Origin of the sequence: Brachybacterium tyrofermentans (assembly GCF_039526165.1) — a bacterium.
Taxonomy (GTDB): domain Bacteria; phylum Actinomycetota; class Actinomycetes; order Actinomycetales; family Dermabacteraceae; genus Brachybacterium; species Brachybacterium tyrofermentans.
On sequence record NZ_BAAAIR010000042.1, the window covers coordinates 1 to 24,842 of the forward strand.

The window sequence follows — 24,842 nt, forward strand, 5'->3', positions numbered from 1 at the left end:
TGCGCCGATGGTACTGCACTCGGGAGGGTGTGGGAGAGTAGGTCGCCGCCGGACATCTTTGTGGGAGTGGGAGTGAGCTTGAGACCCGTGTGGGTTTCGTTCCTCCCACTCCCTTTTTTTGTGCCCGAAACCAGGGCGTTCGCAGCGGCCCGGAGCGAGTGCCGGCAGCAGGCTGCTCTCGTTGGGAAGCCGTGCATCGGTGCGTGGATAGCGTGACTGCTGATGCCGAGATTGCGTGGAGAGCGTGACCGCTGATGTGGAGATCAGGTAGGTACCCAGCGCAGTCCCAGTACTGGCTCAGGATGATGCCGGGTGCAGGATCTCGTAGCGCACGGTGTGCCGGATGGACCGCAGTGTCGAGGTGCAGCTGAGCATGGTGCGTCGGTGGCGTGGTGATGTGACGGATTCACTGGTGGTCAGGACTGCCGCCATCGTGGATCCTGCACCATGCTTGAGACATGTCGAGCTGCCCGCCGGAGACCTGTGACGCCCCCACCCCTGGAGCGGACACCCCAGCTGCGGGCATCCCCGCAGTGGAGTCACCTGCTTCCAGTACACCTGCTTCGAATAGACCTGCAGCGCCACGGCACAACCCGGTGGTGATCGCGCTCGCGCTGTCCGCCGGGACTGCCGCGCTCGTGAGCGCAGAGTTCCTGCCCGCCGGCGTGCTGCCGGGGATGGCCCGCGACCTCGGGGTGACCGAGGGGCGCGCAGGCCTGACCCTCGCGGCGACAGCGCTCGCGGGGGCCGTGACGGCGCCCACCATCGCCTCCGTGCTGCCGCGTGCCGACCGGCGCACGGTGCTCCTGGTGCTGCTGCTGCTGGCGGTCATCTCCAACATCGTGGTGGCGATCTCCCCGAGCTTCGGGATCGTGCTGGTCTCGCGACTTCTCCTGGGTGTGGCGATCTCCGGATTCTGGTCCTTCGCCCTGTCCGTCGGGGTGCAGGTGACCGGACGCCCAGCACTCGTGTCCACGACGGTGGCGGTCGGCACCAGCATGGCCACCGTCATCGGAGTGCCGGTGTCCTCCGTGCTCGGCGACATCATCGGGTGGCGAGCTGTCTTCGGAGCAGCCGCGGTGCTGACGCTGATGGCCGGCGCCGTGCTGTGGCGTCTGCTTCCCCCCGTCCCTGCTCAGCAGGGTGCCGGGCTCGCCATGATGCGCGCGGTGCTGGGGAACCGTCGGCTGGTCGCGGGGGTCGTCGTGATCTTCGTGGCCGCCTTCGCGAACTTCGTGGCCTATCCCTACATCCGTGTGGCGATCGAGGCGATCGACGCCTCGATGGTCGCGGTGCTGCTTCTGGGCTGGGGCCTCGGGGGCCTGGCGGGCAATCTCGCCGCCGGCTATCTGTCCCGCTGGCTGCGCTGGGCCGCAACGGCCGGGCCGGCGATCCTTGCGATCGCCCTCGCCGCCCTGGCGGGGACGCAGGGGAGCGCGCTGCTTGCCATTGCGGTCGTGATGTGGGGCTTCGGGTTCAGCATGGTGCCCGTGACCACGCAGCTGTGGGTCTCGGCGATCGAGCCGCGTCGCGTCGAATCAGCCGTGGGTCTCCAGGTGACCGCCTTCCAGATCGCGATCATGAGCGGTTCCGTGGTGGGAGGGGTCCTGGTCGATCAGCAGGGACCGCCTGCAGCGATGCTCATGGGCGCCGTCGCCGCAGTGCTCGCCACGATCGGCTTCGCCTCCCTGCGGATCATCCCGCGGGTTTCGTGAGCATCGCCTGAGTGCTGAGTGCTGAGTGCTGAGTGCTGAGTGCTGAGCGTTGAGCGTTGAGCGTTGAGCGCTGACGGAGAAAGCAGTCGGCCGACGAGCTCACGGCAGCGGCCAGATGGTCCCGCCCGCTCACTACTGGTCGAGTGCTCCGCGTCGCCTCAGAAGTCCTCGTCGAGGTTTCTCTCGAGCAGTGCGGCCAGAGCATCGAGTGCGGCGTCGGCGCCATCACCCTCGGCGCGCAGGATGACCTCCTCGCCGTGGTCCGCGTTCAGCGTCAGGATCATGAGGATGCTCGAGGCTCGGACAGGTGCGCCACCGGACTTCTCGATGGTGACGGCGACCGGCTGCTCGCTCGCGGCCTGGGAGAAGATCGCGGCGGGGCGGGCATGGAGCCCGCTCTTGCTCGCGATCCTGACAAGACGTTCTGGCATCGTGGGTGCCTTTCTGGACGGTGCGACCACCAGCGTATCGCCGGGATGGCCCTCCTTGTGACCCGCGAACGGGCGATCCCGTGCAGAGGTGTGCACGCATCGAGCGCCCGTCCGTCGGGTTACCGGAGAGAAACCGAACAGATGCGCAGAATAGTCGCGCGACGCCGGGGCGAGCCGTGTAGCGTTCTGCATGTTCCGTCAGGGGTGGCGCGACGTCCCGAGCGCGGCGCGTCGGCATCTTCGGTGGTCACCGCGCGATCAGCGCAGCACGGGAGCCTGTGGCGGGCAGGTCGCGGGGACTGTGACAGACGTCGGTCGGTCCACAGTGCAGAGCCGGTGGGTGGCTGCCCATTCACGAGGGTTACCATCTGTTCATGCCCAGCACAGAAGGTCGTGCACCGGATCCGCGGCCTGCACGCACACGCGCGGCGATCTTCGCCGCGGCCAGAGACTTCAGCGCCACGGATGGCGAGGTCACGGTCAACGCCCTGGCGCAGCGCGCCGGAGTCAGCCGCGCCGCGTTCTACAGCCATTTCTCCGGTCTCGATGATCTGATGGCAGCGATACTCGGGACGATGTTCGACCTCCAGCTCGAGCGCGCCACGAAGCTGGCGGCCGAGGGTCGCAGCATCCAGGAGCTGGTGCAGTCAGCCGCAGCGACGATGGTGGCCTATGTCGATCGGCATCAGGCGTTCCTCCGGGGCGGTCTGGAATGGAAGTTCTCCCACCGCACCTACCTGATCCTGGTGACGACCCTCTCCGACCTCCACGTCGTCGCCCTGGAGCAGCTGGGCGACACAGTGCCCGCGTATCTGCCGCTGCAGCAGACGGCACGGTACTTCGCCGGTGGCTCCCTGGACGTGCTCGCCCAGTGGCTCGTCGAGTCCGAGGAGGACGCGCGCGCCGGCAAGGAGGTGGACAGCTTCCATCTGACGGTCGCCCTGCTGCGGCTCCTGCCCAGCTGGTACACGGGCCTGCTCCCCGAGGACCCGATCCCGGAGGATCTGGTCGACGCCGACCTCTTCGCCGACAGCCTCGATACCGAGGACTGAGCTCAGCAGTCCCGCGCCAGGCGCAGCAGCACCCGGGCGCCGAAACGCACCGCGTCCACGGGTACTCGTTCGTCGACCCCATGGAAGAGCGGCGCGAAGTCCAGGTCCTCGGGCAGCTGGAGCGGTGCGAAGCCGTACCCGGTGATGCCGAGCTCCCGATACAGAGCCTTGTTGTCCGTGCCGCCGCTCAGGCAGTACGGCAGCACCTCGGCGCCCGGATCCTCCGCCTGGATCGACTGCGTCATGACGCTCATCAGCGCCGAGTCACGGGGGGAGTCCACAGAATTGCCGATGTGGTCGATGACCACCTCGACGTCCTCGCCTGCCAGCTCCTCGAGCAGGGCGAGCAGCTCGTCCTGATGGCCGGGGAGGAAGCGGGCATCGAAGGTCGCCTCGGCTGTCTGCGGGATGACGTTGCCCTTGTACCCGGCGCTGAGCATCGTCATGTTGACGGAGTCGCCCAGGGTCCCGGAGACGAACTGGCGCGCCCCGCCCAGCAGCGGGAGGAACGCCTGGATGTCCTGCTCGTCCCAGCCCACGCCGGTGATCTCGGTGACCCCGTCGAAGAGGTCCTTCACGCTCGCGATGAACTCCAGCGGGAACACGTGCTCGTCGATCGCGGCGATGGCACGGGCCAGGCGCACGATGGCGTTCTCCTCGTTGGGGACGGAGCCGTGCCCCGCTCGGCCGATGGCGCGCAGCCGCCCCCAGGCCAGGCCCTTCTCGGCGGTCTGCACGAGGTACGCGCGCACGTTCTCGCCGGTGCCCCTCTCGGGGAGCGTGATGGAGTAGCCGCCCACCTCGCTGATCGCCTCGGACATACCTGCGAACAGCTCCGGTCGATGCTCCACCATCCAGCCGCTGCCCCAGACGCCGCCGTTCTCCTCGTCGGCGAAGAACACGAACAGCAGGTCGCGGGGCGGAACCTGGCCCGTGCGGGCGAGATGCCGCGCCAGCGCGAGGATCATGCCGACCATGTCCTTCATGTCCACGGCGCCGCGACCGTAGATCATGCCGTCGTGGATCTCCGCGCCGAAGGGATCCACGGACCAGTCCTCCGCGCGGGCCGGCACGACGTCGAGATGCCCGTGGATGATGAGCCCGCCACGATCGCGGTCCTCGCCGGCCATGCGCACGAAGACACTGGGGCGGCCGGGCGCGGATTCGTGCACTTCCGGCTCCAGGCCCACCTCGCGCAGCTTCGCCACGACGTAGTCCGCGGCTTCGGTCTCGCCCACGCCCCAGGTCGCGGGATCGTTGCCCCCGAAGTTGGTGGTGTCGATCCGGATGAGCTCACGGGTGAACTGGACGGCTTCATCCTGCAGCACGGTGAGCTCGTCGGCGCTCGGGTCGGCGATCGGCATGCCGGGTCCTCCTCGGGGTCGGGCCTTCACCGTACTCGGCAGGTCAGGAGCCCCGCGCCGATGCCCGCGCCGTGACCCCCGGTGTGTTCTGCGCCGTGATCGGCAGCGCTGGGGAGCAGGCGCGGGCGGTGGCCCGGCCGGAGGCGGAGCACCAGCCGGGCGGGGGTCAGCTCTGCGAGCCCTCGAGGTGCGCCCGCATGAACCACTGGAACTTCTCCAGGCCTCGGGTCTGCTCGATGAGGATGTCCTCCGTGAGCGGATCCAGCTCGCCGGCCAGGGTGATCGCCTTCCGGTTCGACGCGATGATCCCGGTGTAGACCTCGTCCAGGGCGCGCAGGTGATCCTGGGTGTCGGCCTTGCCGAGGGTGTAGTCCGTCCAGCCGCGCTCGGCGACGAGGCGGCCCGGGGTGCCGACGGGGGAGGCGCCCAGCTGGGCGATCCGCTCCGCGAGGTCGTCGGTGAAGCCGCGCACCTCCTCGACCTGCGGGTCGAGCATCTCGTGGACGGCGATGAAACGAGGCCCGGTGACGTTCCAGTGCGCGTGCTTGAGCGTGAGGTGCAGGTCGTTCATCGCGTGGAGCCGGTCCTGCAGGGACTCCACGAGGCGCAGGGAATCGTCGGCTCCGAGTCCGGGAACGGTATAGGCGAGGTCAGCCATGTCGTCTTCTCCTTCAGGTCGGGTGCGGTGATCGTCCACCGATCGTCGTCCCCTTCAACGGGAAAGGGAAGGGGGTTGTTCCGTGTCGGTCTACCGCCTGGTTGTTCTGCTCGTGGTGCTCGGGCGGGGCCACCTCCGTACGATGGGTACGATCCTGACCCCACCGGAGGTGCGCCCATGAAGCCGATCGACTCGATCCGTGAACGGCTCTCGGCCGTACCGGAGGCGGTGCGTCAGCGAACTGACACCTCCTCGGCCCACTCCCGCCTCCTCGCCGATGCCCGCGCGGTGATCCCTGACCTGCCGCGCACCGCAGATTCCGGTCATCTGGTCCGGGCGGCGCGTCGGCTCGTGCGCCGCGCGGCGCAGGACGAGTTCGCGCGCGAAGGGGTCACCCAGGTGCGACTGCCCGAGGAGCGGGGGAGGATCGAGCTGCGGCGGGCCGATGTGCCGGGCGAGGCCAGTTTCCACGCCTTCGTCGAGGACCTGCTGCTCGCGCTGGACTTCGCGCCGAGCCCGCTCGAGCGGGATGACGCGATGGAGCTGCGTCGTGCGCCGACGTCCTCCGACCAGTACGGTCTCTCCCCGGAGGTCGCCGCGGATCTTGCGTCCTTCCTGCTGGGGAAGGCCTTCGAGCTCGACCCGGAGGAGCAGGATCTCGACGCCTTCTTCGCCGAGCGGGCCGAGCTGCTCCGTGACGATGTGCGGGGCACGCTCGTGCGACAGGTGCGGGTTCCGCTCGAGCTGAAGGTGGCGCTGGACCGGCACGAACTGATCGAGAACGGGAAGGGCCCTGCCGCGGGGTTCGAGGGGCCCGACGTCGAGGGCTTCGCGTCGCCGAGAGGTGGGCCGGGGGACGAGGACGCCACGGAGGAGGAGCGGCGCAGCTTCGCGCAGCGAGCCCAGGCCGCCTTCGACTTCGCCCAATCCGAGGCGGGACGGACCGCCTTCGGCATGCTGCGCACCGGCGCGGAGAAGGCCTACTGGAAGTACGGCCAGGGCGAGGGCCGCGGCCCGACGCCCAAGGGTCCCCCGAAGCGCTGAGCGTCGGCGGTCCGGACCCTCACGGCCCGAGCCGTCACGATCCGGACCGTCCCGCTCCTGCGGCCCCGTGCGTCACGACTGCGCCGACGGCGACTCATCGGCCGACGCGCCCCTGGCAGTCCCGGTTTCCCCGGCTGCCCCGCCTTCTGCGGCATCTGGACCGGCTTCCGGTCCGGCGGGCGGATCCGTCTGCGTCGACTGCGAGGCGGCCGACGGGCCGGCGAGGATCGTGTAGAGGCAGCGGCGGGCCTCCTCGAGGAGCGTGGCGGCCTCGCGGACCTGCGAGTCCGTCCCGGTGCGGGCGACCTCCCGCAGAGCGCCCATCAGGCCATGGCCGAGCTCGCGCAGGTCGATGACCTCGTCGTCCACCGAATGCGCGGCCGCCGGGAATGGATCGGTCCAGGACGAGGAGTTCTCCTCGACATGGGTCCGTCCGGCTTCGGTGAGGCTCGCGAGCTTGCGTCCGCCGCTCTTCTCCGTGGCGACGAGACCCTCGTCCTCCAGCTGGGAGAGGGTGGGGTAGATGGCGCCGGGGCTCGGGCGCCAGCGGCTTCCGGTGCGCTCGGTGATGGTCTGCATCAGCTGGTAGCCGTGCATCGGCTCCTCGGCGAGGAGCAGGAGCACCGCGGTGCGCACGTCCCCACGGGGAGCACGGTGAGGCCCGCGGCCGCGGCGATCCGGGCCGCCCCCGCGTCGGCCCGGACCGCCGCGGCGATCGGGGCCGAACCCTTCGGGGTCGCGCCCGCCGGGACCGAACCCGCCGGGACCGAACCCGCCGGGACCGAACCCGCCGGGTCCGAATCCGCGGGGGCCGAAGCCCCTCGGGCCGCCGCCCCCGAAGCCTTCGGGTCGGAACCCGTCCGGGTCGAAGCCCTCGGCGTCGGACCTGCCGCGGTCGGGGTCGTCGGGGCCTCGTCGGCCGCGACCTCCCCGCCCACGCCCACGGCGCTCGGGCCCGCCCTCGGCGGGATTCTCGGCGCCATAGGGCCCGTCATGGCGCCGGCGGTCGGCGCGGTCGATGTTCTCCCCGAAACGGGGGTGATGGTGGTCGTGATGGCGTCGCATGGTGCGACCCCCTTCCTGTCGAAGTGCTATCACGATATATCGTTATGTATCGCGTGGCAAGAGAGAGCGGGCTCGCCCGCGATCCATGAGATCGAGAGAGGCCCCCGGAGCGCCGGCCACGCCCCGGCGCGGTCCCGGCAGTCAACGCACTGCGGCGCCGGTCCCAGAGTGGGGTCCGGCGCCGCAGCGGAGATCGTCTCAGCAGGTCAGAGGCCGGCCTTCAGGCGCAGCTGCCGCTTGATGCGGGCGAGCATGCCCGCCATGCCGTTCAGCCGCAGCAGGCTCACCACCTCGGCGAGACCCAGCGCGCCGGTCACGGTGTCCGGGGTGTCGAGCACCTCGCCCACCGTGCGACCGTCGAGGGCCTCCGCGAGGATCGAGGCGAAACCGCGCGTGGTCGGGGCCTCCGGCGGGGCGGAGAAAAACAGTCGGGCGGTCGCCTCGCGACCGGAGCCCTCCACCTCGGTCACCAGGAAGATCGGCGACTGGCACTCCGGGACCGGTTCGAGCAGCTCGGGGTGCTCGGCGTAGCGCGGCGGCAGCTCCGGCAGATCGTTGGCGAACTCCAGCAGCAGCTGCAGACGATCCCGGCCGGTCAGGGCATGGAAGTCGTCGGCGATCTCGGCGAAGGCCGCCGGCAGCTCGGCGCCGTCGGCGGGGGTCGATCCGGTGCTCATCGGGCAGGGACCTCCCCGGGCTCGGTGCCGACGGTGATGGGGAGGCGCACGGCATTGCCCCACTCGGTCCAGGAGCCGTCGTAGTTGCGCACGTCCTCGAAGCCCAGCAGGTAGCGGAGCACGAACCAGGTGTGCGCGGAGCGCTCGCCGATGCGGCAGTACGCGATCACAGGGGCTGCGGTGTCGAAGCCGAGCTCCTCGCGGTAGATCGCCTCGAGCTCGGGGCGCGACCTGAAGCGGCCGTCCTCGGCGGCCGCGCGGGCCCACGGCACCGAACGGGCCGACGGGATGTGCCCGCCGCGCACGGTGCCCTCCTGCGGATAGTCGGGCATGTGGGTGCGCTCGCCGGAGAACTCCTGCGGGGAGCGCACGTCGATCAGCTGCCCGCCCAGGAAGTCCAGGACGTCCTCGCGGTAGGCCCGGATCGGGGCGTCGTCCCGCTGGACGACCGGGTAGCCGGTGGTGGCCGCCGGGGCGCCGTCGGCCGACGTCGTCATCTCGCGGCCCTCGGCCTGCCAGGCGGCGCGGCCGCCGTCGAGCAGGCGCACGTCGGCGTGACCGAAGAGCTCGAAGACCCACAGGGCGTAGGCGGCCCACCAGTTCGACTTGTCGCCGTAGACCACGACGGTGGTCTCGCGCGTGATCCCGGAGGCGTCCATGAGCTTCGCGAAGCCCTCGCCGTCGACGTAGTCACGGGTCACCTGGTCGTTGAGATCCAGGTGCCAGTCGACCTTCACAGCACCGGGGATGTGTCCCGTCTCGTAGAGCAGCACGTCCTCGTCGGATTCGACGACGACCAGCCCGTCGGTGCCGAGGTTGTCGGCGAGCCACTGCGTGGTCACGAGCTTCTCGGGGTGGGCGTACTCCTGCAGGGCAGGGGTCGGATCGGCAGGAACGGTCATGGAGACACCTCTCGAACGCTGGTTGGACTGCGGTCAGTCTGTCACCGGTGCACGGACCATGGGGAATCGGGAACTGCGCTGGGAGCGTACGGGGCGCGGGTGCCGGGCCCTTCCCTCGGAGTGCGTCAGCTCCTACGGTGGCCCCATGGAGAACCTGGAGCAGGAACCCATCACCCCGAAGCTCGACCTGATCGTGCTGGACTGTCCCGATGCGATGGAGCTCGCGACGTTCTACGCGAAGCTGCTGCGCTGGCGCCTGGAGGAGGGATCGGACGCCGACTGGGCCACGCTCTCCCCGCCGCGCGGCGGCCTCACCCCCGAGAACCCCGACGGCGAGGCCACCCTCGCCTTCCAGAAGATCGACGACTACCAGCGGCCCACCTGGCCCGGCGGCACCCACCCCCAGCAGTTCCACCTCGACTTCGCGGTGCCGGACATCGAGGCGGCAGAGCCCCGGGTCCTCACCCTCGGCGCCGCTGTGCACGAGCACCAGCCCTCGGGCTCGGGCAGCTTCCGGGTGTACGTCGATCCGGCCGGGCATCCGTTCTGCCTCGTCCACGGGGCGTGACCGCGCCGGCAGACGTTGGGCCGTCGAGCCGCTGAGCGGGTCTCGCCGGGACGGGCGGGCGATGAACGGGAACGTCGGCCGAATTCCCGCGCGGTTCACCTCCGCGCCGCCGGCGGGTGGCCGCTCGCGCCTAGCGTGGCAGTGCTTCCACCGCCCCCGCCACCAGGAGCTCCTCGTGACCAGGACCGTCCCCACCGCCGATACCTCCTCCACCCCGCCCGCCGGGAGCCCGCGCGATTCCCGTCGGCTCGTGGTGATCTCGGTGGACGCCATGAGCGTGGTCGATGTCCCCTTCGCCCGCACGCTGCCGAACTTCTCCCGGGTGCTCGCCGGCAGCTGGGGGAGCGCCGAGGCGATCTACCCGACGGTGACCTACCCCAACCACACCTCGCAGACCACCGCCCGCACCGCCGCCGGGCACGGGATCTACGCCAACGAGCTCGTGCAGCCCGGGTCGCGCCGCCCCGACTGGTTCTGGGACGCCCGCGCGATCGCGGCGCCGACGATCTTCGACCTCGCGGCCGCGCAGGGACTCACCTCGGCGACCGTCGGCTGGCCGGTCACCGGCTGGTCCCCGTCCATCGACATCGCGGTCCCGGAGATCTGGGACCCGGCGGGTCTCGAGGCGACCCTCGCCGTGCTCCGTGACGCCGCCTCCGAGCGGGGCCGCGCCTACGTGGACGCCCACGCCGCCGAGATCGGCTGGGACTCGAAGCATCGCTTCGGCCAGTTCAACACTGCGGTGGCCGTGGACATGATCCGCACCGACGCGCCCGACGTGCTGTTCGTGCACCTGGTGGATGTGGACTCCGCGCGCCACACCACGGGCCGCTTCACCCCGGAGGTGCGCGAGGCCTTCGAACGGGTCGACGGCTGGATCGGGGAGATCCTCGATGCGCTCGAGGAGTCCGGGGTCGCAGAGGACGCCAACGTCGCGATCGTCTCCGACCACGGGCATGTCGAGGTGGGACGCTGCCTGCGGGCCAACAACCTGCTGGTCCAGGAGGGGCTCGTGCGGCTGGACGACTCGGGCGAGGTCGCCTCCTGGGACGCCTGGGTGCACGGCTGCGGGCTCACCGGCCAGCTCCACCTGAACCCCGAGGCCGAGGAGAGCGCACAGGACAGGGTGCTCGACCTCGTGGACCGCTGGGTCGCGGATCCGGAGATCCCGATCGCCGCTTTCCACCCGCTGGCGGACATGCGCGAGGACTACGGCTACTCAGGTCCCTTCCTCGGCGTCCTCGAGGGCACCAGCGGCACCAACTTCCAGAACCTCTGGGAGGGCCGCTCGCTCTACGGGCGCTTCGACGACGACTACACCTTCCTCCTCAGTCAGCACGGACATCTGCCCGAGCAGGACATCCAGGCTGTGTTCGCCATGGTCGGGCCCGACATCGTCGAGGGCGGGAAGTTCTCCCGCTGCACCGTCCCGGATGAGGCGGCGACCTTCGCCCACCTGCTGGGCCTGCAGTTCCCCGAGGCCGACGGCGCCGCGGTCAGCGAGATCCTGCGCGAGCCGGCTCTGTCCTTGGCACGGTGACCCCGAGGAGGGCGTCGAGCTCGCGCACGGTCTGCGGCTTCCCGACCACGATCAGCTCCCCGGTGGGGTCGGTGCGCAGCTCACCGCCGGACTCGACGGCGATCAGGGTGCCACCCACGCGGTCCCAGATCTCGTTGCGATAGGCGACCATCGCGCCGAGATGGCCGGTGGCCAGCAGTCCCCAGTCCGAGGACGGCGCCCAGCTGCGCAGCACCCGCTTCGTGCCGCGTTCGAGGACGGCGAACAGGACGTTGCGCCGCGCGTCGTCGTGCCCGGTGTCGTACCCCTGGGTGAAGGCGATCGTGGTGCGGTCCAGGGGATCGGCGGCGCCGAGGTCCAGGCGGCGCGGCTCGTCGGCCTCGCCGTGGGAGAGCCAGGCGCCCTGCCCGGCGATCGCCCAGCAGGTGCGGCGGCGCGGGGAGTCGTGCACCACCGCCATCACCGGCTCCTCGCCCTCGCACAGGGTGATGCACACGCCGAACACGTCCAGGCCGAGGACGTAGTTGTTGGTGCCGTCCAGCGGATCGATCAGCCAGCCGTAGCGTGCTCCGGACCCGGCGCCCTGCTCGCCCTCCTCCTCGCCGAGGATCGCGTGCTCGGGGTAGTGCTCGCGCAGCACGGCGACGATCCGCCGCTCCGCCTCGCGATCAACATGGGTGACGAGGTCCGAGCCGGCGCCCTTGGCCTCGACCTGGGCGCTGTCGTGCTCGGCGACGGCGAAGTCGCCGGCCTGGCGGGCGAGGCCGATGGCGAGTTCTGCTGCGCTGCGAAGATCCACTCGTCGACAGTAGCGGGGCGCGCGGGGAACCGCTGAGAGAACGCGCTAGGACGCGTAGGCCGAGAACTCCGCGCGGATCGCCTCGGCGGGCGCCTCCTCGGCGAGCAGCCCCTGCAGCAGCAGGCGGGCCTTGGCGGGCGGCAGGAGGCCGGCCATGATCGCGCCGGCGTCCAGCAGATCGACCTCGCTGCCCGGATAGGCGTAGTGGTGGGTGGAGGTGCCGCCGGAGGCGATGCGGGTCGCGACCACCACGGGCACGCCTGCTTCCAGCAGTCGGCGCAGGCGGGGCATCGCGGCGGGGGAGACGTGCCCCATCCCGACCCCGGCGATCACCAGCCCGGTGACGGACCCGGAGGGCAGATGGTCGAGCAGCTCGAAGTCGTCGTCCAGCCCGGCCATGAGCGTGGGGACCGACGGCAGGTGCGCGGAGGGAGCCACGGCGGACAGTCGTGCGACGCGTTCCGGCAGGGCCTGCAGGAGCCGCAGCTCGGCGCCGTCCACGAGGGCGAGCGGGCCCGACGGGGCGGAGGCGAAGGCCGAGACCGACCGCGAGGAGGCCTTTGTGACCTGGTCTGCCAGATGCACGTGCGCGTCGAACACCACGAGCACGCCGGCGCCTCGGGCCGACGGGTTCGACGCCGTGCGCACGGCATCGTGGAGATTGGCGGGGCCGTCGGCTCCCAGGGCGCTCGCCGGTCGCATCGCCCCGGTGAGCACCAGCGGCGCCTCGCGGTCCCAGTACCTGTTCAGGAAGAACGCGGACTCCTCGAGGGTGTCGGTGCCGTGGGTGAGAACCACCCCGTCGGCGCCGCCGTCGACCGCCTGCCGAGCCCGCTGAAGCACCTCGGCCAGATGACGTGGCCGGACATCGGAGGAGGAGACGTTCGCGATCTCATGCGCGGTGAGCTCCACCCCGTCGATCAGGGTGCTGGCCAGGCGCTCGCCGGCGTCGGCATCCGGGGCGGCGTGGCCGCCGTCGGCGCCCTGGGTCATGAAGATCGTGCCGCCCAGGGTCAGCAGGGTCACGGCCGACGGGGCGGGGGGCTGGGTGGCGGACGGCCGGGTGGCGGAGGGCGGCGCAGTGGAGGCGCCGGGAGCGCGGGACGTGCTGGTCACGACAGGTCCGGCTCCTCGCCGAGGTAGAAAGCGGCGGTGCGCACGGACGCCTTGCGGGCCGGCTTCTTGTCGGACCCGGAGGCGGCGTGCGCCTCGTACCAGGCGTCGGCCGTGGCGCGCGTGAACTCGGCGCCCTCGGGGGAGCCGGCGAAGGCGCCCAGATCTCCCATCAGATCGACCGACGGGTCCTGGAGGTGCAGGGCCAGCGCGTACAGCGCACCGTCCCAGCCGCAGCCGGTCGCGGCGGGCCCGAAGGTCGCCCAATGGGCGTCGGCCGGGACCGTGTGGCGCAGCTCGAAGCGGGTGCGCGGGCCTGCGGGGCTCGCGGCCTCGGTGCCGGAGTCGGCGTCGGCCGTCGCAGCAGGCTCAGCCGCATCCGCATCCGCATCCGCATCCGCATCCGCATCCGCATCCGCATCCGCGGTCGTGCTCTCGGCGTCCTCCACCGGAGTCACCAGCAGCTCCATCTCGCTGGAGCTCGCACCGATCTCCCAGGTCAGGAGCAGCCGGTGCGGGGCGTCGGCGGTGAGCACGGTGCCGCGGGTCTCCATATCGGGCAGCTCGAAGGTGCCGCCCTCGACCGCCTCGCCGCTCGCCCGTCCGAACCACACCTCGAGGTGGGAGCCGATGGTCAGGGCCGACCACAGCTCCTCGGGATCCGCGGAGAAGGTCTGCGCGAGGGAGACGGTGTTCCCGTTCTTGGCGGGCGTGACGGTACGGGTGACCTCGGTCAGCTGGGACTCGGGGGTCGGGGCGGGGGATGTCATGGGGCGTGCTCCTTCGTCGGCGGGGTTGTGGACCACTGTGTCAGGTCGTGGGGGTGCGGCGCACTCGCACGATGACCTCGGCGTGCTCGGTGTGGGGGAACATGTCCACGAAGCGTCCGGCGGTGATGCGCAGCGAGGGCATCGCCGCGAGGTCGGCGGCAAGGGTGGCCGGGTTGCAGCTGGAATAGATCACGTCGGCCACGCCCGAGCCCTCGAGCCAGGCGGCCAGCTCGGAGCCGATGCCGCGGCGGGGTGGGTTCACGACCACGACGTCCGGCGGACCGGCCTCACCGGCGGCCTCCCGGATCGCCCAGGCGGTCGCGTCATCGGCGAGGAAGGTCGCGGGGATGCTCTGCGCGGCCGAGGCCTCGCGGGCGCCGTCGATCGCCTGCGCCGAGACCTCGACCCCGATGACGCGGGCCGCGGGCAGAGCGCGCGCGATGTGCAGGGCGAAGCCGCCCAGGCCGCAGTAGAGGTCCCAGATCCGCGGGGCGGGCGCCGTGCCGAGGTCGACGGAGGCGCCGGCGGGAGCGTCGGCAGGGGTGTCGGTGGCCGAAGGAGCGGCACCCTCGTCCAGGATCTCTCCGATCCAGGCCGCGGCCTGCCGGTAGAGGTCGCCGGCCACCTCCGTGTTCGTCTGGAGGAAGGACTGCGGGCGGGAGAACAGGGTGACGTCCCCGGTGCGCACGGCGATCGACTCGGCGCCGGCGAGGTGGATCTCCTGCTCGCCCTCGACCCTCGTGGTGTGGTCGGGGTGGATGTTCGCTGTGACCGCGACGACAGAGGGGTGCGCGGTCAGCAGGGCGGGCAGGTGCTCGCGGATCCGGCCCAGCGGCTTCTCGCTGCGCAGCACCAGGCGCAGCAGATGCTCTCCATCGGGAGAGGTGGTGACCAGGACGTTCTTGATCTCGCCGCGACGGCGGGTCACGTCATACGGCGGGACCTGCGCCCGACGGATCAGCACCTTCGCCCCCTCGAGGACCTCCTCGACCCCGCCGGGGTACAGCGGGCAGTCGCAGAGATCCGCGCTGAGCGCCTGACCGGGCAGGCCCAAAATCGGCTCCTGCGCGGTGCCGCCCACAGCCATCTTCCCGCGGGCGCGGAAGCCGGCCTCCGCGCCGACGATCGGCTCCTGCCAGGCGGCGCTCTCCATTTGCTGGTCGGCAGCCGCGAGATACGGGGCGAGCAGCGATTCGACGCGCTCGCGCCCCTCGGCGAGCTGACGGGGGCGGGGGAGGTCCAGGAGGGTGCACGACCTGCACTCCCCGGACTCGAAATGATGGCAGCGCACCCCCGGAGTCTACGAGGCGCGGAGGGATCGCGGTGCGCATGCCGGGTCGTCTGTCGGGACCCGGCGCTACTGTCGCAGACGGGTCACGAGACGCGGCTGCACTTCTTCGACAGAGGCCGCGCGGCAACCGGAACCGAACCCGGTGCCCGTCGAGGAAGACCCGGCCGGAGAGCACCCGCTCGTCCGGTCAGGAGGCCCGGACGGGCCACGTCGGAAGGCCGATCAATGCACCATGAGGACGAGACCGCTGCCCCTGCCGCCACCTGGCGCGACCAGCTGATCGAGCTGGACCTGCCGGGCGTCGGCCCGATCACCGCGTCCGCGGACCCGCAGCTGCTGCGCGACGCCGGCGATGTCGCACACACTGCCGGCGCAGTGCACGCCGCCGATGCCGCACACGCCATGGACGCTGCCGACTCTGTGCACGCCGCGGATGCCGCCGACGAGGTCGCCTTCCGGCGGAGGCAGCCCACGACCCCGCCCTCGGTGGAGACGGTTCGCTCGACGCTGCAGGCCAGGCCGCCGCTCGAGCTCGAGCACACCTGGCTGGTGCTGCCGGCGCTCGGGCCCGTGCTGCCCACGCTCGCCCCCGATGGCATGGTCGTCGCCGATGTCAGCGGGCGCGAGAGCCCCTTCGAGGTACGAGTGCGGCCGGCGGATGGCCCGGCGCGGCCCAGCCGGGAGGGCGCGCTCGCCGGGGCCCCGGTCGACGGGCGTCCGCGGTCGCCGCAGCCGCCCACGCGCACCTGGTTCCGTCGGCCCGTGGTCGCCGGGGCTCTGCGTCGCCGGGGCGGGCCGGTGGCGCTCGGCGCTCTCGTCGGCCCTCGCCGTGACTGGTTCGAACCGGCCGCCGCCGTGCGGGAGGATCTGCTGGCCGCGCATCCGGACCAGGCGCTCGAGCGGGCGCTGCTGATCGCGGTGGAGCACGGCCAGGCGGCGGTGCTGCGGATCGGGCCGGCCGGGCTGGACGTGATCCCCACCGGCTCCGATCCGCGGGTGCCGGCCCTGGAGGGTATCGAGCTGCTGGTCACGGCCCGGCCCGCGCAGTGCCCGCTGCACGGACGCGACGGCGAGGGGCCCTGCAGGCCCCTCGGCGGCCCGTGGATCCGAGCCTCGCAGGAGGCCCAGGTGATGTGGGAGGCGCGGCGGTCGCAGGCGCTCGCCGTGCAGGACTGCGGCGTGTGCTTCGGAGAGGCGCTGCCCCCGGAGCCCGATCAGCCGCGCGTGCCGCGCCTGGCGCCCCGCACCCCGGTGGTGGAGATCAGCAGGCTCCACCTGCGCGGCGGCGAGATGGTGCGGATCGATCCGATCATCCCGCCGCGCCGGAGACGCTGAGAGCGCCCCGGATCAGGAGACGGCACTCCGGATCAGACGAGCGTGCTCCGGATCAGAAGCGGCTGCTCAGGGTCAGGAGAACCACTGCGTGGGCGGGCCCAGCGACAGCAGCACGGAGAACACGATCGCTACCGCGACGATCGCGATCAGCCCGGCCGGGATCGGGCGGCGCAGCGCGAGGGAGACGACCTTCTCCAGCCCGTTTCGTCCCGGCTCTGCACGCAGCCGCCAGGAGTCGCCGAGCAGACCGCGGCGCATCGCCGAGCGCTCGAAGGGGACCGTCATGAACGGGATCACCGCAGAGCCGATGCCGAGCACCACATCCCGCAGCCTCCAGCGCTGATCGATCGCGACCAGCACCGTCACCACGAGATAGCAGAGGAAGGTGAAACCGTGCAGACCGCCGCCGATGCGCACCAGCACATCGGTCACGTCCAGCACGTACTTCAGGAGCATGCCCACGATCAGCAGGGTCCAGGTGACCATCTCTGCGAAGGCGAGCACGCGGTAGAGACGGGAGGGGGTGGAGAGCAGGCGCATGGGATCCATGGTGCCAGGGCCGCCTGGACCCTGCCCGAGGGTGGGGTGGCCCTCGACGATCGGCGGATGCCACTCGGAGGGCGCCCGCGGCCACACTGGAGCGATGACGACCTCGACGATCCCCGCAGAGCTCTTCCTGCTGCTGACCAACGACGCCGGCCGCCAGGACTCCACACAGTTCCGGAAGCAGGCGCTCGCGGCGGCAGCCGTCGTCGAGCTCACCCTGCGGGAGAAGGTCTCCCTGGACGAGGGTCGGAACCCGCACGTCGAGGTGGTCGACACCGCCTCCCTCGACATCGCCGAGCTCGACCAGGCTCTCGGCGCCCTCACCGAGCTCGACGGCAAGCGGATCAAGTCCGTGATCGGCCACCGCTGGATGGACCTCACCGAGGTGATCGGAGTGGGCTGGGCCGCCGCCGGCGCGATCGAGCGCAAGGACGGCTGGTTCCTGACCAGCTGGCCCACCCAGGACTCCTCGACCGAGGAGGAGCTGCGTACCCGACTGGTCGCCGCGCTCACCGATCCGGCACGCAGGAGTCTGCAGGACGCGATCCTGCTCGAGATGCTGCGCGCCCTCAAGATCGCACACCGCATCCTCAAGAACGACATCCCGGGCGTGAGCAGGCGGGAGCTCGACCGCACGATCACAGAGCTGCACGTCGACAGCCCGGCGACGGCGGCGGTCCGGCAGATCATCGACGACATGGCCGCGGTGATCACCGCCACGCAGGGGACGGCCGCCAGCTGAGAGTCAGCTCGCCTCGTCGAGGTACCCCAGTTCCCGTTCCTCGAGCTGACCCTCTGCCTCGCTGCGGAGCTGGGCGAAGGAGTCCTCGCACCCGATGATGACAACCTCGCCGTCACGCAGCGTCTGGGAGTGCTCGATGACGTAGCTGACCTCGTCGGCCTCGATCAAGAACGCTGGGATCCCCATGCCCGTGGGCGCCGCCGACGGATCGTCGTCGGCCTTCTGCAGACACTCCACGATGCTCGAGTAGGTGTCCCGATCCACGCGGATCGTTGGACTCTCCAAGCCGAAGTAGAGGCTCACGGTGACCTCTTCGCCCCGCAAGCCGCCGCAGCCGACGGCCAGCATCGCCATGCACACGACGGCGAGATGCTGGGCAGCACGCGGAACGGTCGACAGTGAGCGCATGGACGGATCCTATGCGCGCCCCATCGCCCGCTTCGTGCGGGAGGTGGCCGGCGCGGTCCACGGATCCTCCGGCCAGGGGTGCTTGGGGTAGCGGCCGCGCATCTGCTTGCGCACATCCTGGTAGGGGCCGTCCCAGAAGGATCGCAGGTCATCGGTGATCGCGAGCGGTTGCCGAGCGGGAGAGAGCAGGTGGAACAGCACCGGCACCCGGCCTCGCACCAGGCGCGGGGTCTCGGCGAACCCGAACAGCTCCTGCAGCTTCACGGCGACCACGGGGCGGCCGTCCTCGGCGTCCGGCTGCGGATAGTCGATGCGTGCGCTCGAGCCCGACGCCACCGCGAGGCGCTGAGGCACCAGGGCATCGAGCTCGGACGCCTCGGGCCAGGGCAGCAGGTGGCGCAGCCCGCCGGTCACGTCGACCGAGGACAGCTGGGTGGTGCGGGCCGAGACCTGCGGCGCCAGCCACGTCTCCAGGGTCGCGAGCAGCGAATCCTCATCCATCGCGGGCCACGGGTCCCCGAGCTCGCGGCGCACCAGGGCCAGGCGGGCCCGCAGCGATCGTGCCGCGTCGTTCGCCGACAGGGCGGCCAGCCCGCGGGATCGCACGTGAGCGAGGACCGCGGGCACGGTGTCCTGCTTCGTGGCACGGACAGGGGTCGAGGCCAGCTCGATCGCCCCGAGCGCGCGCCGCTCCCTCGCCCGCACGGTCCCGTTCTCCAGCACGGCGGTGCGTTCGTCGGCCAGCAGCTCTGCCCCGGCGAGGAAGGCATCCTCCTCGGACAGCGGGGCGGCCGTGCGGATCACGGCGCCGGTGCCGTCGGCCGCACGACCATCGGCCCGCTGCACCTCCCAGACCGCGAGCCAGTCCGCTCCCAGGAGTCCGCTGCTCTCCGGGAGGGCGGCCCGGGTGCCCGAGGCGAGCAGATAGGAGCGGGAGCCGTCGGCCGTGCGCCGGGCGATGCGCTCGGGACGGGCCAGGGCGAGGATCGCGCCCGCCTGCTCGGCGGCGTCCGGGGAGGTCACGCGCTTCGTCCCGGCCGGTGCCCCGCCGACGGCATCGCGCGCGATGCGGGCCAGACGGTCCCGCTCCCGGGCCCAGCGCTCCGTGCCGGGCGCACGACCCGATCGGAGATCCTGCAGCAGGCGGGGAAGATCGGCGCCGACGGGACGGTGGTCGTCGGAGACGGCGGCGACGACCTCCGCCGCCCGGCGGGCACCGTCGCGACCGGGCAGTCCGCGGGCCCCGTCGACGAGGGCTCGGGCCTCGCGCACCCCGATCGGCATCCGCGCCACACGGGTCCCGGACTCCGTGGGCAGGCCCGCGTCGTCGACCAGGGACAGGGCCCGCAGGGTCCGGTCGGCGGCGGTGATCTCGGCGCGGGGAGGAGGCGTGAGCAGGGCCAGGCCCTCGCCCCGCGGGGTTCCCCAGCAGGCGAGCCACAGGGCCGCGTCGGTGAGGTCGACGCTCGTGATGTCCGGGGCCGACTGGGCGGGCATCCCGGCGAGATCCGACGGCGCGAACACCCGCACCGCCCGGCCAGGACCTTGACGCGCGGCACGGCCGGCCCGCTGATCCGCCGCGGCGCGCGAGGCGCTGACCGTGACCAGGCCCGACATGTCCCGGCCGCGGTCCCGGCGCACCTCGCGCGAGAGCCCGGCGTCGACCACCAGGTGCACGCCCGGCACGGTCAGCGAGCTCTCCGCGATCGAGGTCGACACCACGATCCGCGGGCTCTCCCCGGGCCGACGCCCGCCGGTCGCCCGGTCCTGCTGGGCGGCGGGGAGACGGCCGTGGAGGGCGAGCACCTCGACGTCCTGGCTGCTGGATCCCTCGCGGCCGCCGGTTCTGTCGCGGCCTCCGGCCACGCCGCCCACCAGCCCCTGCAGGCGGGCGACGACCTCGTCGACCTCGCGGGCCCCGGGCACGAACACCAGGGCGTCGCAGCCCGCCTCCCGCTGGGCGCGGGCCGCGGTCCGGGCGAGATGGTCGAGATACTCGCGGGTGATGCCGCGGGCATCGAGGCGCGGGGCGGGAGAGGGGGCGTAGTCCACCGTGAGGGGATGCAGCGCGCTGGGCACGTCCACGATCGGTGCGCCGTCGAGCAGGGCGGAGACCGCTCCCGCGTCGAGGGTCGCGGACATCGCTCCGACCAGCAGGTCCTCGCGCAGCTGGCGCACCTCGGCGAGCATCCCCAGCAGCAGGTCCGTCTCCAGCGAGCGCTCGTGGACCTCGTCGAGCACCACCGCGGAGACGCCCGGCAGGGCGGGATCGGCGAGCAGACGACGCAGCAGCACCCCGGGGGTGATCATCTCCAGGCGGGTCGAGCGGCCCACCTGTCGCTGCCCTCGCACCGTGAAGCCGACCGGTCCGCCCAGCTCGGTGCCGTCCAGGCCTGCGACGCGGCGGGCAGCTGCGCGCACGGCGACGCGTCGCGGCTGCGTGACCAGGGTGAGACCCTCGGCGAGGTTCGCGACCAGGGGCGGCACGAGGGTCGTCTTCCCGGTGCCGGGCGGCGCGGTGACCACCATCGCGCCAGTGCGGGCGGCCGCCTCAAGCTCCGCACGGGCCTCCGCGACGGGGAGGCCGGCCCCGATGGCGTCGAGGTCGAAGCGGTGCGGGGAGGTCATCGTCCCATCATGCCGTGCCGCAGGGAGCGGGACGACCGGGCCCCTAGCCCGTTGTCCCGTTGTCCAGTCGTCTGTCGTCCGCTCGTCCCGTGTCCCCGTGGTCGGCCTCTCGGCGCCGACTGCCCCCAGCGCCCGGTGACCTCAGTTGATGAGGTCGAACTCGACCTGATCGGTCTCCTGGCAGACGCTCGTCACCGAGATGGTCCATCCCTCCAGGGTGGCCGTCTCCCCGAGCGTGATGTCCTCGATCGGGCGGGGCTTCCCCTCGCCGAGGGTCGCGGTGAGCTGGGCGCTGTCGCCCGAGATGCCCGTGGCCTCGATCGCGAGGGTCTCGCCGCCGCGCTTCGGGAGATCAGGGGACGCGGCGCCGCCACCCACCTCGGCGAAGTAGGCGCCCTCGCCGGAGCAGGGATCCGGCGGCTCGAAGCCGTCCGGCGCCGGCGTCACCGCGAACGGCTCCTGGGGCACGGCGGCCGAGGACTTGCCGCCGCCGTCGGAGCTGCCCGTGACCACCGCGTCCTCGCCGCCGCCGTCGGATGCGGCACCCTCCTGCGAGGTGCCGCCGTCGGACGCGCCGGCGGCGGAGGAGCCGCCCGCATCGGAGGCCTCGGAGGCGGCGGGGGCGTCGGCCTGCTCGGGGTCCCCGGCATCGCTGCAGCCCGCCGCGAGCGCGGCGATCGCGAACAGGGCCCCGGCGAGACGAACGCGGGACGGACGACGAGTGGTGGCGCTGTTGGACACGCAGGACCTCACGGATGGAGCGATACGGACGGCCGCAAAGGTACTGGACGTCCCTGGCACGTGACACCATCGAGGGCACTCAGCGGACGGCCCGGGGACTGCCCGAGGACGGTCCGGGGACTGTCTGAGGGCGGTTCGCGGACACCCCGGGACGCGGCCGGGGCATGACCGGAGAATGAGCCGCGCAGACGGCTGACGGAACGACGGGGACGGAACAGGAGGAGCGATGGGCTCGACGAAGAAGCGCATGCCGGCCCCTCGGGCCCGCGCGGATCGTCAGCAGGCCGCTCGAGCCGAGACCTCGACCCCCTCAGCCCCTCCCGCCCCGTCGGCCCCGTCGGCCTCGTCGACCCCGGGCCCGCCGACGCCCCGCCTCCTGGGCGGGCGCACCGACCCTGCGCGTTCGGTGCGTCCCGTCGATTGGACCGCCACCGGCCGGCGCTCCTCTCCGCCCGTCTCCGAACCGTCCCCAGGCCGCACTGGCCGCTCCGGATCCTCGGGGCCCTCGGAACCGGCGGAGCGATCTGGACAGTCTCGGCGATCTGAGCCGCAGGGGTCTCCGTCCGACGTTCTGCCGCATCGTGGGACCCGGCGCCTCGACCCGCCCCGGTCGCCCGCGGCCCCGCCGCCGGACGCCGTGCATACCCTCGCCCCCGAGGATCCCCGCCCGCTGCCTCGCCCGTTGCGGGTCATCGACGAGGAGATCCGCGCCGTGGGCATCGCCGGCCTGACCACCGCGCAGATCGTGGAGGTCGTCGCCGATCCGGAGGATGCCTGGACGGCGGACGCCGGCGCGAGCGACCACTTCCTGCGCGGCCCCCTCGTGGTGCAGGTGCGACGGGCGGACAACGCCGTGATCGGTGCCTTCTCCGCGCGGTACGCGCTCTCGGTGCGCCCCGACGACTACGAGCCGGCACTCGACATCGCCGAGGACGCCGCCGGGCCGAGCGCTCGTGGCGGGAAGGGAACCCGGCACCCCACCTCGCGCCGCGAGCTGCTGCGACGGATGGAGTCTGCGGGCTTCGTGGTCACCCCCGGGTCGACCCATGGACGGGTGACGCATCCGGATCACCCCGGTCTGCTGGTGCCCTTCGCCTCGACGCCCTCGGATCGTCGCTTCACCCGGCACGCCGTGGCGCAGATCCGCCGTGTGTTCGGGATCGATCTGCGGCACTGAGTCGCTCTGCGAAGCACTGAACGAAGCCGAACGACGCTGAGCGGGGCGGGACGGCGCCGAACGACGCTGAGCGGTGCGGGCGGTGAGCCTGTGCGTCGGGCGATGGGCCCGGACGAGAAAGTGCCCCGGCTCGTCCCCACGAGCCGGGGCCATCCCTTTCCCCCGCGTCCCCGGAATACTGGAGTTCCGCTTCCTCCTCAGTCGGCGGTTCCTCCGGTGACGCGTTGAGACGAGTACACACGCCCTCCCGGAAAAAGCTCTGCGTTGGCGCTGGTCATTCGCTGGGAGTCGCGCTGGCCTGCACACTCAGCGACGTGTGCCCGAGGGCGCGCAGCACCTGGACCAATCGGTCGAACGCGATCGTGCCGGCCACCGCGCGCAGCACGATGACGTCGTCCGACGGGGGAGGGGCGTCCTCGTCCCCGCCCCCGTCCCCGTCGCGGAGGAAGTCCACCTCCCTGCGCGCGATCGCCGCCATCGGCACCGCATAGCGCTGCAGGGTGTCCGGATCGGCGGGCATCTCCCAGCCCTCGAGCGTGTGCAGCAGGTCATCCAGCGCGCGGCGCGGCACCGAGTCGACGTCCGGCCAGTCCAGCCGGTCCAGGAGCGTCGCGACCGACGGATGCTCCGGCCTCGCCGACCCGGCCTCGTCGCCCTCCGCCTCCGCGGCGCCCGGAGCGGCACCCAGCGCGATCGCCTGGGCCTCCTCGAGCGCGCGGATCACGGGCGCCTCCGGATCATCGAGCAGCTGGGTGAGACGGCGGATCCGCGCTATCGGGGCGTCGGCGATCTCCCGCAGGACCTGGATCAGCTGGAGCCGCTCCAGATGAGCCGGCCCGTACTCCTGCCGAGTGGCGGTGAGGCGCTCGCCGGCGGGCAGCAACCCCTCGCGTCGGTAGTACTTGATCGAGGCCGCGCTGCATCCGCTCGCGACCGACAGCTCATGCAGCAGCATCCGGGCCCCCTCTCGTGCACCGGCGCACAGGTGCGTCCGTGCATCCGTGCACTTCCGTCGTTCTGGATGGTGCGACGTCTGGATAGCGCGACGACCGGTGACTATCTTGATGGCGCCGCTATGGATAGTCACACTATCGTGCGTGCCATGGACGCCTTCACATCGGTCATCTTCGTGCATGCCCTCGCGGCCCTGTACGTGCTCCTGCTGGGTCCGCTGCAGATCCTGCGACGGCGGCGCGACCGGGCCCACCGGATGCTCGGCACCACCTGGGTGGTGGCGATGCTGGTCGTGTGCGGTTCGAGCTTCGGCATCATGCCGGACGGCTTCTCCTGGCTGCACGGGCTGTCGCTCTGGACGCTGCTGTGCATGGTGCTCGCGATCGCCGCGATCCGCCGGGGGAACGTCCCCACCCATCGCGGCTTCATGGTCGGTTCCTACCTCGGCACCCTCACAGCCTTCGCCTTCGCGGCTCTGGTGCCGACGCGCCTGATCCCGCAGCTGCTGCGCAGCGAACCGCTGGTGGCCGGGGTGACGGTGCTCGCGGTGGCCGCGACGATCGCGGTCTTCGCGACGCTCGTGATCCGTGCCGTTCCCCCGGCCGAGGTTCAGGTGAGCGGGAGCTCGATGGCTTCGCCGCCGGTGCCGACGGGGTCGGAGTAGCTCACGGACTCCAGCACGGTGTCCTCGCTGACGTCGACGTAGACATCCGCCGTGGCCGTCTCCCCGGGGGCGATCTGCGGGCCACTGGTGGAGAAGGCCCCGTAGCGCAACTCATAGGTCGAGCCGTCGTCGCCGTGGAAGAGGAAGTTGTCGAGGTCCAGGCCGATCGTCTCGTCTCCCTCGTTTTCGATGGTGACGGTGGTGCCCACGAACTTCCCGTTCTTCGAGGTCAGCTTCTCCCCGTCGGCGTCGAGCGTGGTCCCTTCTCCGGTGCCCGAGGCCGACAGCGTCACGAGGGCGCCGTCGGCGGGATCCGCGGTGGGCTCGAGCGTCGGGTCATCGGTAGGGTCATCAGTGGGCTCACCCGTCGGATCCTCGGCGGGATCGTCGGTCGGCTCCTGCGTGGAGGTCGGCGGCGCATCGTCCGGCCCCTGGGCCAGGAAGTAGATTCCGGTTCCACCGCCGACGAGCACGAGCATCGCGAGGAGCGCGCAGCCACAGCCGAGGGCGACGACCAGGGGCGTGCGGCTCGTCCTCTGCCGTGTGCTCGGGATGCCAAAGGGGGTGTTCATGCTGATGACCTCCGGGTCGGGGGCACGTTGAGGTGCGTCGTCGGAAGCGGAGCTCCTGCGCCGCGTGTGGAATCACCGTAAGCGGGCGTGGAGCGGACGGCGATGGG

General features: G+C 71.8%; 25 protein-coding genes and 1 riboswitch. Of the genes, 9 read left to right on the top strand and 16 right to left on the bottom strand.

Features of this window, described 5'->3' with window-relative positions:
• Window positions 1-599: 599 nt before the first annotated feature.
• Entirely contained in the window at window positions 600-1,715 is a 1,116-nt protein-coding gene (locus ABD093_RS11385) for an MFS transporter (RefSeq protein WP_343924558.1), read from the top strand.
• A gap of 158 nt (window positions 1,716-1,873) precedes the next feature.
• On the opposite strand, the gene ABD093_RS11390 is transcribed toward ABD093_RS11385, so the two are convergent.
• Window positions 1,874-2,146, bottom strand: a complete 273-nt coding sequence (locus ABD093_RS11390) for an HPr family phosphocarrier protein (protein ID WP_343924560.1) — start codon at window positions 2,144-2,146, stop codon at window positions 1,874-1,876.
• Between the two features lie 374 nt (window positions 2,147-2,520).
• Between ABD093_RS11390 and ABD093_RS11395 the strand changes: the two genes are divergently transcribed.
• On the top strand, window positions 2,521-3,198 hold the full coding sequence (locus ABD093_RS11395; RefSeq protein WP_343924562.1) for a TetR/AcrR family transcriptional regulator: 678 nt from the start codon (window positions 2,521-2,523) through the stop codon (window positions 3,196-3,198).
• A gap of 2 nt (window positions 3,199-3,200) precedes the next feature.
• Here ABD093_RS11395 and ABD093_RS11400 read toward each other — a convergent pair whose 3' ends face one another.
• Complete coding sequence (locus tag ABD093_RS11400; protein WP_193116546.1) at window positions 3,201-4,562, bottom strand: M20/M25/M40 family metallo-hydrolase; 1,362 nt, start codon at window positions 4,560-4,562, stop codon at window positions 3,201-3,203.
• Between the two features lie 166 nt (window positions 4,563-4,728).
• On the bottom strand, window positions 4,729-5,220 hold the full coding sequence (dps, locus tag ABD093_RS11405) for a DNA starvation/stationary phase protection protein Dps (protein ID WP_193116547.1): 492 nt from the start codon (window positions 5,218-5,220) through the stop codon (window positions 4,729-4,731).
• A gap of 177 nt (window positions 5,221-5,397) precedes the next feature.
• Between dps and ABD093_RS11410 the strand changes: the two genes are divergently transcribed.
• Window positions 5,398-6,264 carry a hypothetical protein gene (locus ABD093_RS11410; protein ID WP_193116548.1) on the top strand — a complete coding sequence of 289 codons (867 nt, stop codon included), beginning with the start codon at window positions 5,398-5,400 and terminating at the stop codon, window positions 6,262-6,264.
• Window positions 6,265-6,336: 72 nt separating this feature from the next.
• Here the strand turns inward: ABD093_RS11410 and ABD093_RS11415 are convergent, their stop codons facing one another.
• The 3 genes from ABD093_RS11415 to ABD093_RS11425 all read right to left on the bottom strand — a co-directional run bounded on the left by ABD093_RS11415 (window position 6,337) and on the right by ABD093_RS11425 (window position 8,908).
• A complete protein-coding gene (locus tag ABD093_RS11415) occupies window positions 6,337-7,329 on the bottom strand; it encodes a PadR family transcriptional regulator (RefSeq protein ID WP_193116549.1) in 993 nt (330 codons plus the stop codon).
• Between the two features lie 206 nt (window positions 7,330-7,535).
• On the bottom strand, window positions 7,536-8,006 hold the full coding sequence (locus tag ABD093_RS11420) for a SufE family protein (RefSeq protein ID WP_193116550.1): 471 nt from the start codon (window positions 8,004-8,006) through the stop codon (window positions 7,536-7,538).
• Window positions 8,003-8,908 carry a sulfurtransferase gene (locus ABD093_RS11425; RefSeq protein WP_193116551.1) on the bottom strand — a complete coding sequence of 302 codons (906 nt, stop codon included), beginning with the start codon at window positions 8,906-8,908 and terminating at the stop codon, window positions 8,003-8,005. The genes ABD093_RS11420 and ABD093_RS11425 overlap by 4 nt, the downstream gene beginning before the upstream one ends.
• A gap of 145 nt (window positions 8,909-9,053) precedes the next feature.
• Here ABD093_RS11425 and ABD093_RS11430 point away from each other — a divergent pair, with 145 nt between their 5' ends.
• Together ABD093_RS11430 and ABD093_RS11435 are read left to right on the top strand one after the other, a co-directional pair.
• A complete protein-coding gene (locus ABD093_RS11430; protein WP_193116552.1) occupies window positions 9,054-9,476 on the top strand; it encodes a VOC family protein in 423 nt (140 codons plus the stop codon).
• Window positions 9,477-9,651: 175 nt separating this feature from the next.
• A complete protein-coding gene (locus tag ABD093_RS11435; protein ID WP_193116553.1) occupies window positions 9,652-11,016 on the top strand; it encodes an alkaline phosphatase family protein in 1,365 nt (454 codons plus the stop codon).
• Here the strand turns inward: ABD093_RS11435 and ABD093_RS11440 are convergent.
• Genes ABD093_RS11440 through ABD093_RS11455 form a run of 4 tightly spaced genes read right to left on the bottom strand, consistent with a single transcriptional unit; the run spans window position 10,973 to window position 14,968 of the window.
• The gene (locus tag ABD093_RS11440) at window positions 10,973-11,794 is read right to left on the bottom strand and encodes an inositol monophosphatase family protein (RefSeq protein WP_193116554.1); all 822 of its coding nucleotides are present in this window, start codon (window positions 11,792-11,794) and stop codon (window positions 10,973-10,975) included. The genes ABD093_RS11435 and ABD093_RS11440 overlap by 44 nt on opposite strands.
• 45 nt (window positions 11,795-11,839) lie before the next feature.
• The gene (locus ABD093_RS11445; RefSeq protein WP_193116555.1) at window positions 11,840-12,910 is read right to left on the bottom strand and encodes an asparaginase; all 1,071 of its coding nucleotides are present in this window, start codon (window positions 12,908-12,910) and stop codon (window positions 11,840-11,842) included.
• On the bottom strand, window positions 12,907-13,677 hold the full coding sequence (locus ABD093_RS11450; RefSeq protein WP_343924568.1) for an SRPBCC domain-containing protein: 771 nt from the start codon (window positions 13,675-13,677) through the stop codon (window positions 12,907-12,909). Before ABD093_RS11450 ends, ABD093_RS11445 begins: the two co-directional genes overlap by 4 nt.
• Before the next feature lie 40 nt (window positions 13,678-13,717).
• Complete coding sequence (locus tag ABD093_RS11455) at window positions 13,718-14,968, bottom strand: methyltransferase domain-containing protein (protein ID WP_193116556.1); 1,251 nt, start codon at window positions 14,966-14,968, stop codon at window positions 13,718-13,720.
• A gap of 81 nt (window positions 14,969-15,049) precedes the next feature.
• Window positions 15,050-15,166, top strand: a riboswitch (SAM riboswitch).
• Between the two features lie 27 nt (window positions 15,167-15,193).
• Between ABD093_RS11455 and ABD093_RS11460 the strand changes: the two genes are divergently transcribed.
• Window positions 15,194-16,303 carry a hypothetical protein gene (locus ABD093_RS11460; RefSeq protein ID WP_193116557.1) on the top strand — a complete coding sequence of 370 codons (1,110 nt, stop codon included), beginning with the start codon at window positions 15,194-15,196 and terminating at the stop codon, window positions 16,301-16,303.
• A 72-nt stretch (window positions 16,304-16,375) separates the two neighbouring features.
• Here the strand turns inward: ABD093_RS11460 and ABD093_RS11465 are convergent, their stop codons facing one another.
• On the bottom strand, window positions 16,376-16,843 hold the full coding sequence (locus ABD093_RS11465; protein ID WP_193116558.1) for a DUF3817 domain-containing protein: 468 nt from the start codon (window positions 16,841-16,843) through the stop codon (window positions 16,376-16,378).
• A gap of 103 nt (window positions 16,844-16,946) precedes the next feature.
• Between ABD093_RS11465 and ABD093_RS11470 the strand changes: the two genes are divergently transcribed.
• Window positions 16,947-17,591: a GOLPH3/VPS74 family protein gene (locus ABD093_RS11470; protein ID WP_193116559.1), complete on the top strand. Its 645-nt coding sequence runs from the start codon at window positions 16,947-16,949 to the stop codon at window positions 17,589-17,591.
• Between the two features lie 3 nt (window positions 17,592-17,594).
• Here ABD093_RS11470 and ABD093_RS11475 read toward each other — a convergent pair whose 3' ends face one another.
• The 3 genes from ABD093_RS11475 to ABD093_RS11485 all read right to left on the bottom strand — a co-directional run bounded on the left by ABD093_RS11475 (window position 17,595) and on the right by ABD093_RS11485 (window position 21,368).
• Window positions 17,595-17,999 (bottom strand): hypothetical protein, encoded by a 405-nt coding sequence (locus ABD093_RS11475; protein WP_343924571.1) that lies wholly within the window; start codon window positions 17,997-17,999, stop codon window positions 17,595-17,597.
• Between the two features lie 9 nt (window positions 18,000-18,008).
• Entirely contained in the window at window positions 18,009-20,627 is a 2,619-nt protein-coding gene (gene hrpB, locus ABD093_RS11480; protein WP_343924573.1) for an ATP-dependent helicase HrpB, read from the bottom strand.
• Between the two features lie 141 nt (window positions 20,628-20,768).
• Window positions 20,769-21,368: a hypothetical protein gene (locus tag ABD093_RS11485; protein ID WP_193116562.1), complete on the bottom strand. Its 600-nt coding sequence runs from the start codon at window positions 21,366-21,368 to the stop codon at window positions 20,769-20,771.
• A 637-nt stretch (window positions 21,369-22,005) separates the two neighbouring features.
• Between ABD093_RS11485 and ABD093_RS11490 the strand changes: the two genes are divergently transcribed.
• Entirely contained in the window at window positions 22,006-22,545 is a 540-nt protein-coding gene (locus tag ABD093_RS11490) for a type II toxin-antitoxin system HicA family toxin (protein WP_226849749.1), read from the top strand.
• A 274-nt stretch (window positions 22,546-22,819) separates the two neighbouring features.
• Here ABD093_RS11490 and ABD093_RS11495 read toward each other — a convergent pair whose 3' ends face one another.
• A complete protein-coding gene (locus ABD093_RS11495; RefSeq protein ID WP_193116563.1) occupies window positions 22,820-23,500 on the bottom strand; it encodes a MerR family transcriptional regulator in 681 nt (226 codons plus the stop codon).
• Window positions 23,501-23,647: 147 nt separating this feature from the next.
• Between ABD093_RS11495 and ABD093_RS11500 the strand changes: the two genes are divergently transcribed.
• Complete coding sequence (locus ABD093_RS11500) at window positions 23,648-24,163, top strand: DUF2306 domain-containing protein (protein WP_193116564.1); 516 nt, start codon at window positions 23,648-23,650, stop codon at window positions 24,161-24,163.
• Here the strand turns inward: ABD093_RS11500 and ABD093_RS11505 are convergent.
• Window positions 24,109-24,735 (bottom strand): DUF4352 domain-containing protein, encoded by a 627-nt coding sequence (locus ABD093_RS11505; protein WP_193116565.1) that lies wholly within the window; start codon window positions 24,733-24,735, stop codon window positions 24,109-24,111. The two genes, ABD093_RS11500 and ABD093_RS11505, sit on opposite strands and share 55 nt — an antisense overlap.
• Between the last annotated feature and the right edge of the window lie 107 nt (window positions 24,736-24,842).

Excerpts from the sequence above, each read along its gene's own strand:
- ABD093_RS11390 (WP_343924560.1), bottom strand. The coding sequence starts at position 2,146 with ATGCCAGAACGTCTTGTCAGGATCGCGAGCAAGAGCGGGCTCCATGCC.
- ABD093_RS11395 (WP_343924562.1), top strand. The coding sequence starts at position 2,521 with ATGCCCAGCACAGAAGGTCGTGCACCGGATCCGCGGCCTGCACGCACA.
- ABD093_RS11400 (WP_193116546.1), bottom strand. The coding sequence starts at position 4,562 with ATGCCGATCGCCGACCCGAGCGCCGACGAGCTCACCGTGCTGCAGGAT.
- dps (WP_193116547.1), bottom strand. The coding sequence starts at position 5,220 with ATGGCTGACCTCGCCTATACCGTTCCCGGACTCGGAGCCGACGATTCC.
- ABD093_RS11410 (WP_193116548.1), top strand. The coding sequence starts at position 5,398 with ATGAAGCCGATCGACTCGATCCGTGAACGGCTCTCGGCCGTACCGGAG.
- ABD093_RS11415 (WP_193116549.1), bottom strand. The coding sequence starts at position 7,329 with ATGCGACGCCATCACGACCACCATCACCCCCGTTTCGGGGAGAACATC.
- ABD093_RS11420 (WP_193116550.1), bottom strand. The coding sequence starts at position 8,006 with ATGAGCACCGGATCGACCCCCGCCGACGGCGCCGAGCTGCCGGCGGCC.
- ABD093_RS11425 (WP_193116551.1), bottom strand. The coding sequence starts at position 8,908 with ATGACCGTTCCTGCCGATCCGACCCCTGCCCTGCAGGAGTACGCCCAC.
- ABD093_RS11430 (WP_193116552.1), top strand. The coding sequence starts at position 9,054 with ATGGAGAACCTGGAGCAGGAACCCATCACCCCGAAGCTCGACCTGATC.
- ABD093_RS11450 (WP_343924568.1), bottom strand. The coding sequence starts at position 13,677 with ATGACATCCCCCGCCCCGACCCCCGAGTCCCAGCTGACCGAGGTCACC.
- ABD093_RS11460 (WP_193116557.1), top strand. The coding sequence starts at position 15,194 with ATGCACCATGAGGACGAGACCGCTGCCCCTGCCGCCACCTGGCGCGAC.
- ABD093_RS11465 (WP_193116558.1), bottom strand. The coding sequence starts at position 16,843 with ATGCGCCTGCTCTCCACCCCCTCCCGTCTCTACCGCGTGCTCGCCTTC.
- ABD093_RS11470 (WP_193116559.1), top strand. The coding sequence starts at position 16,947 with ATGACGACCTCGACGATCCCCGCAGAGCTCTTCCTGCTGCTGACCAAC.
- ABD093_RS11475 (WP_343924571.1), bottom strand. The coding sequence starts at position 17,999 with ATGCGCTCACTGTCGACCGTTCCGCGTGCTGCCCAGCATCTCGCCGTC.
- hrpB (WP_343924573.1), bottom strand. The coding sequence starts at position 20,627 with ATGACCTCCCCGCACCGCTTCGACCTCGACGCCATCGGGGCCGGCCTC.
- ABD093_RS11495 (WP_193116563.1), bottom strand. The coding sequence starts at position 23,500 with ATGCTGCTGCATGAGCTGTCGGTCGCGAGCGGATGCAGCGCGGCCTCG.
- ABD093_RS11500 (WP_193116564.1), top strand. The coding sequence starts at position 23,648 with ATGGACGCCTTCACATCGGTCATCTTCGTGCATGCCCTCGCGGCCCTG.
- ABD093_RS11505 (WP_193116565.1), bottom strand. The coding sequence starts at position 24,735 with ATGAACACCCCCTTTGGCATCCCGAGCACACGGCAGAGGACGAGCCGC.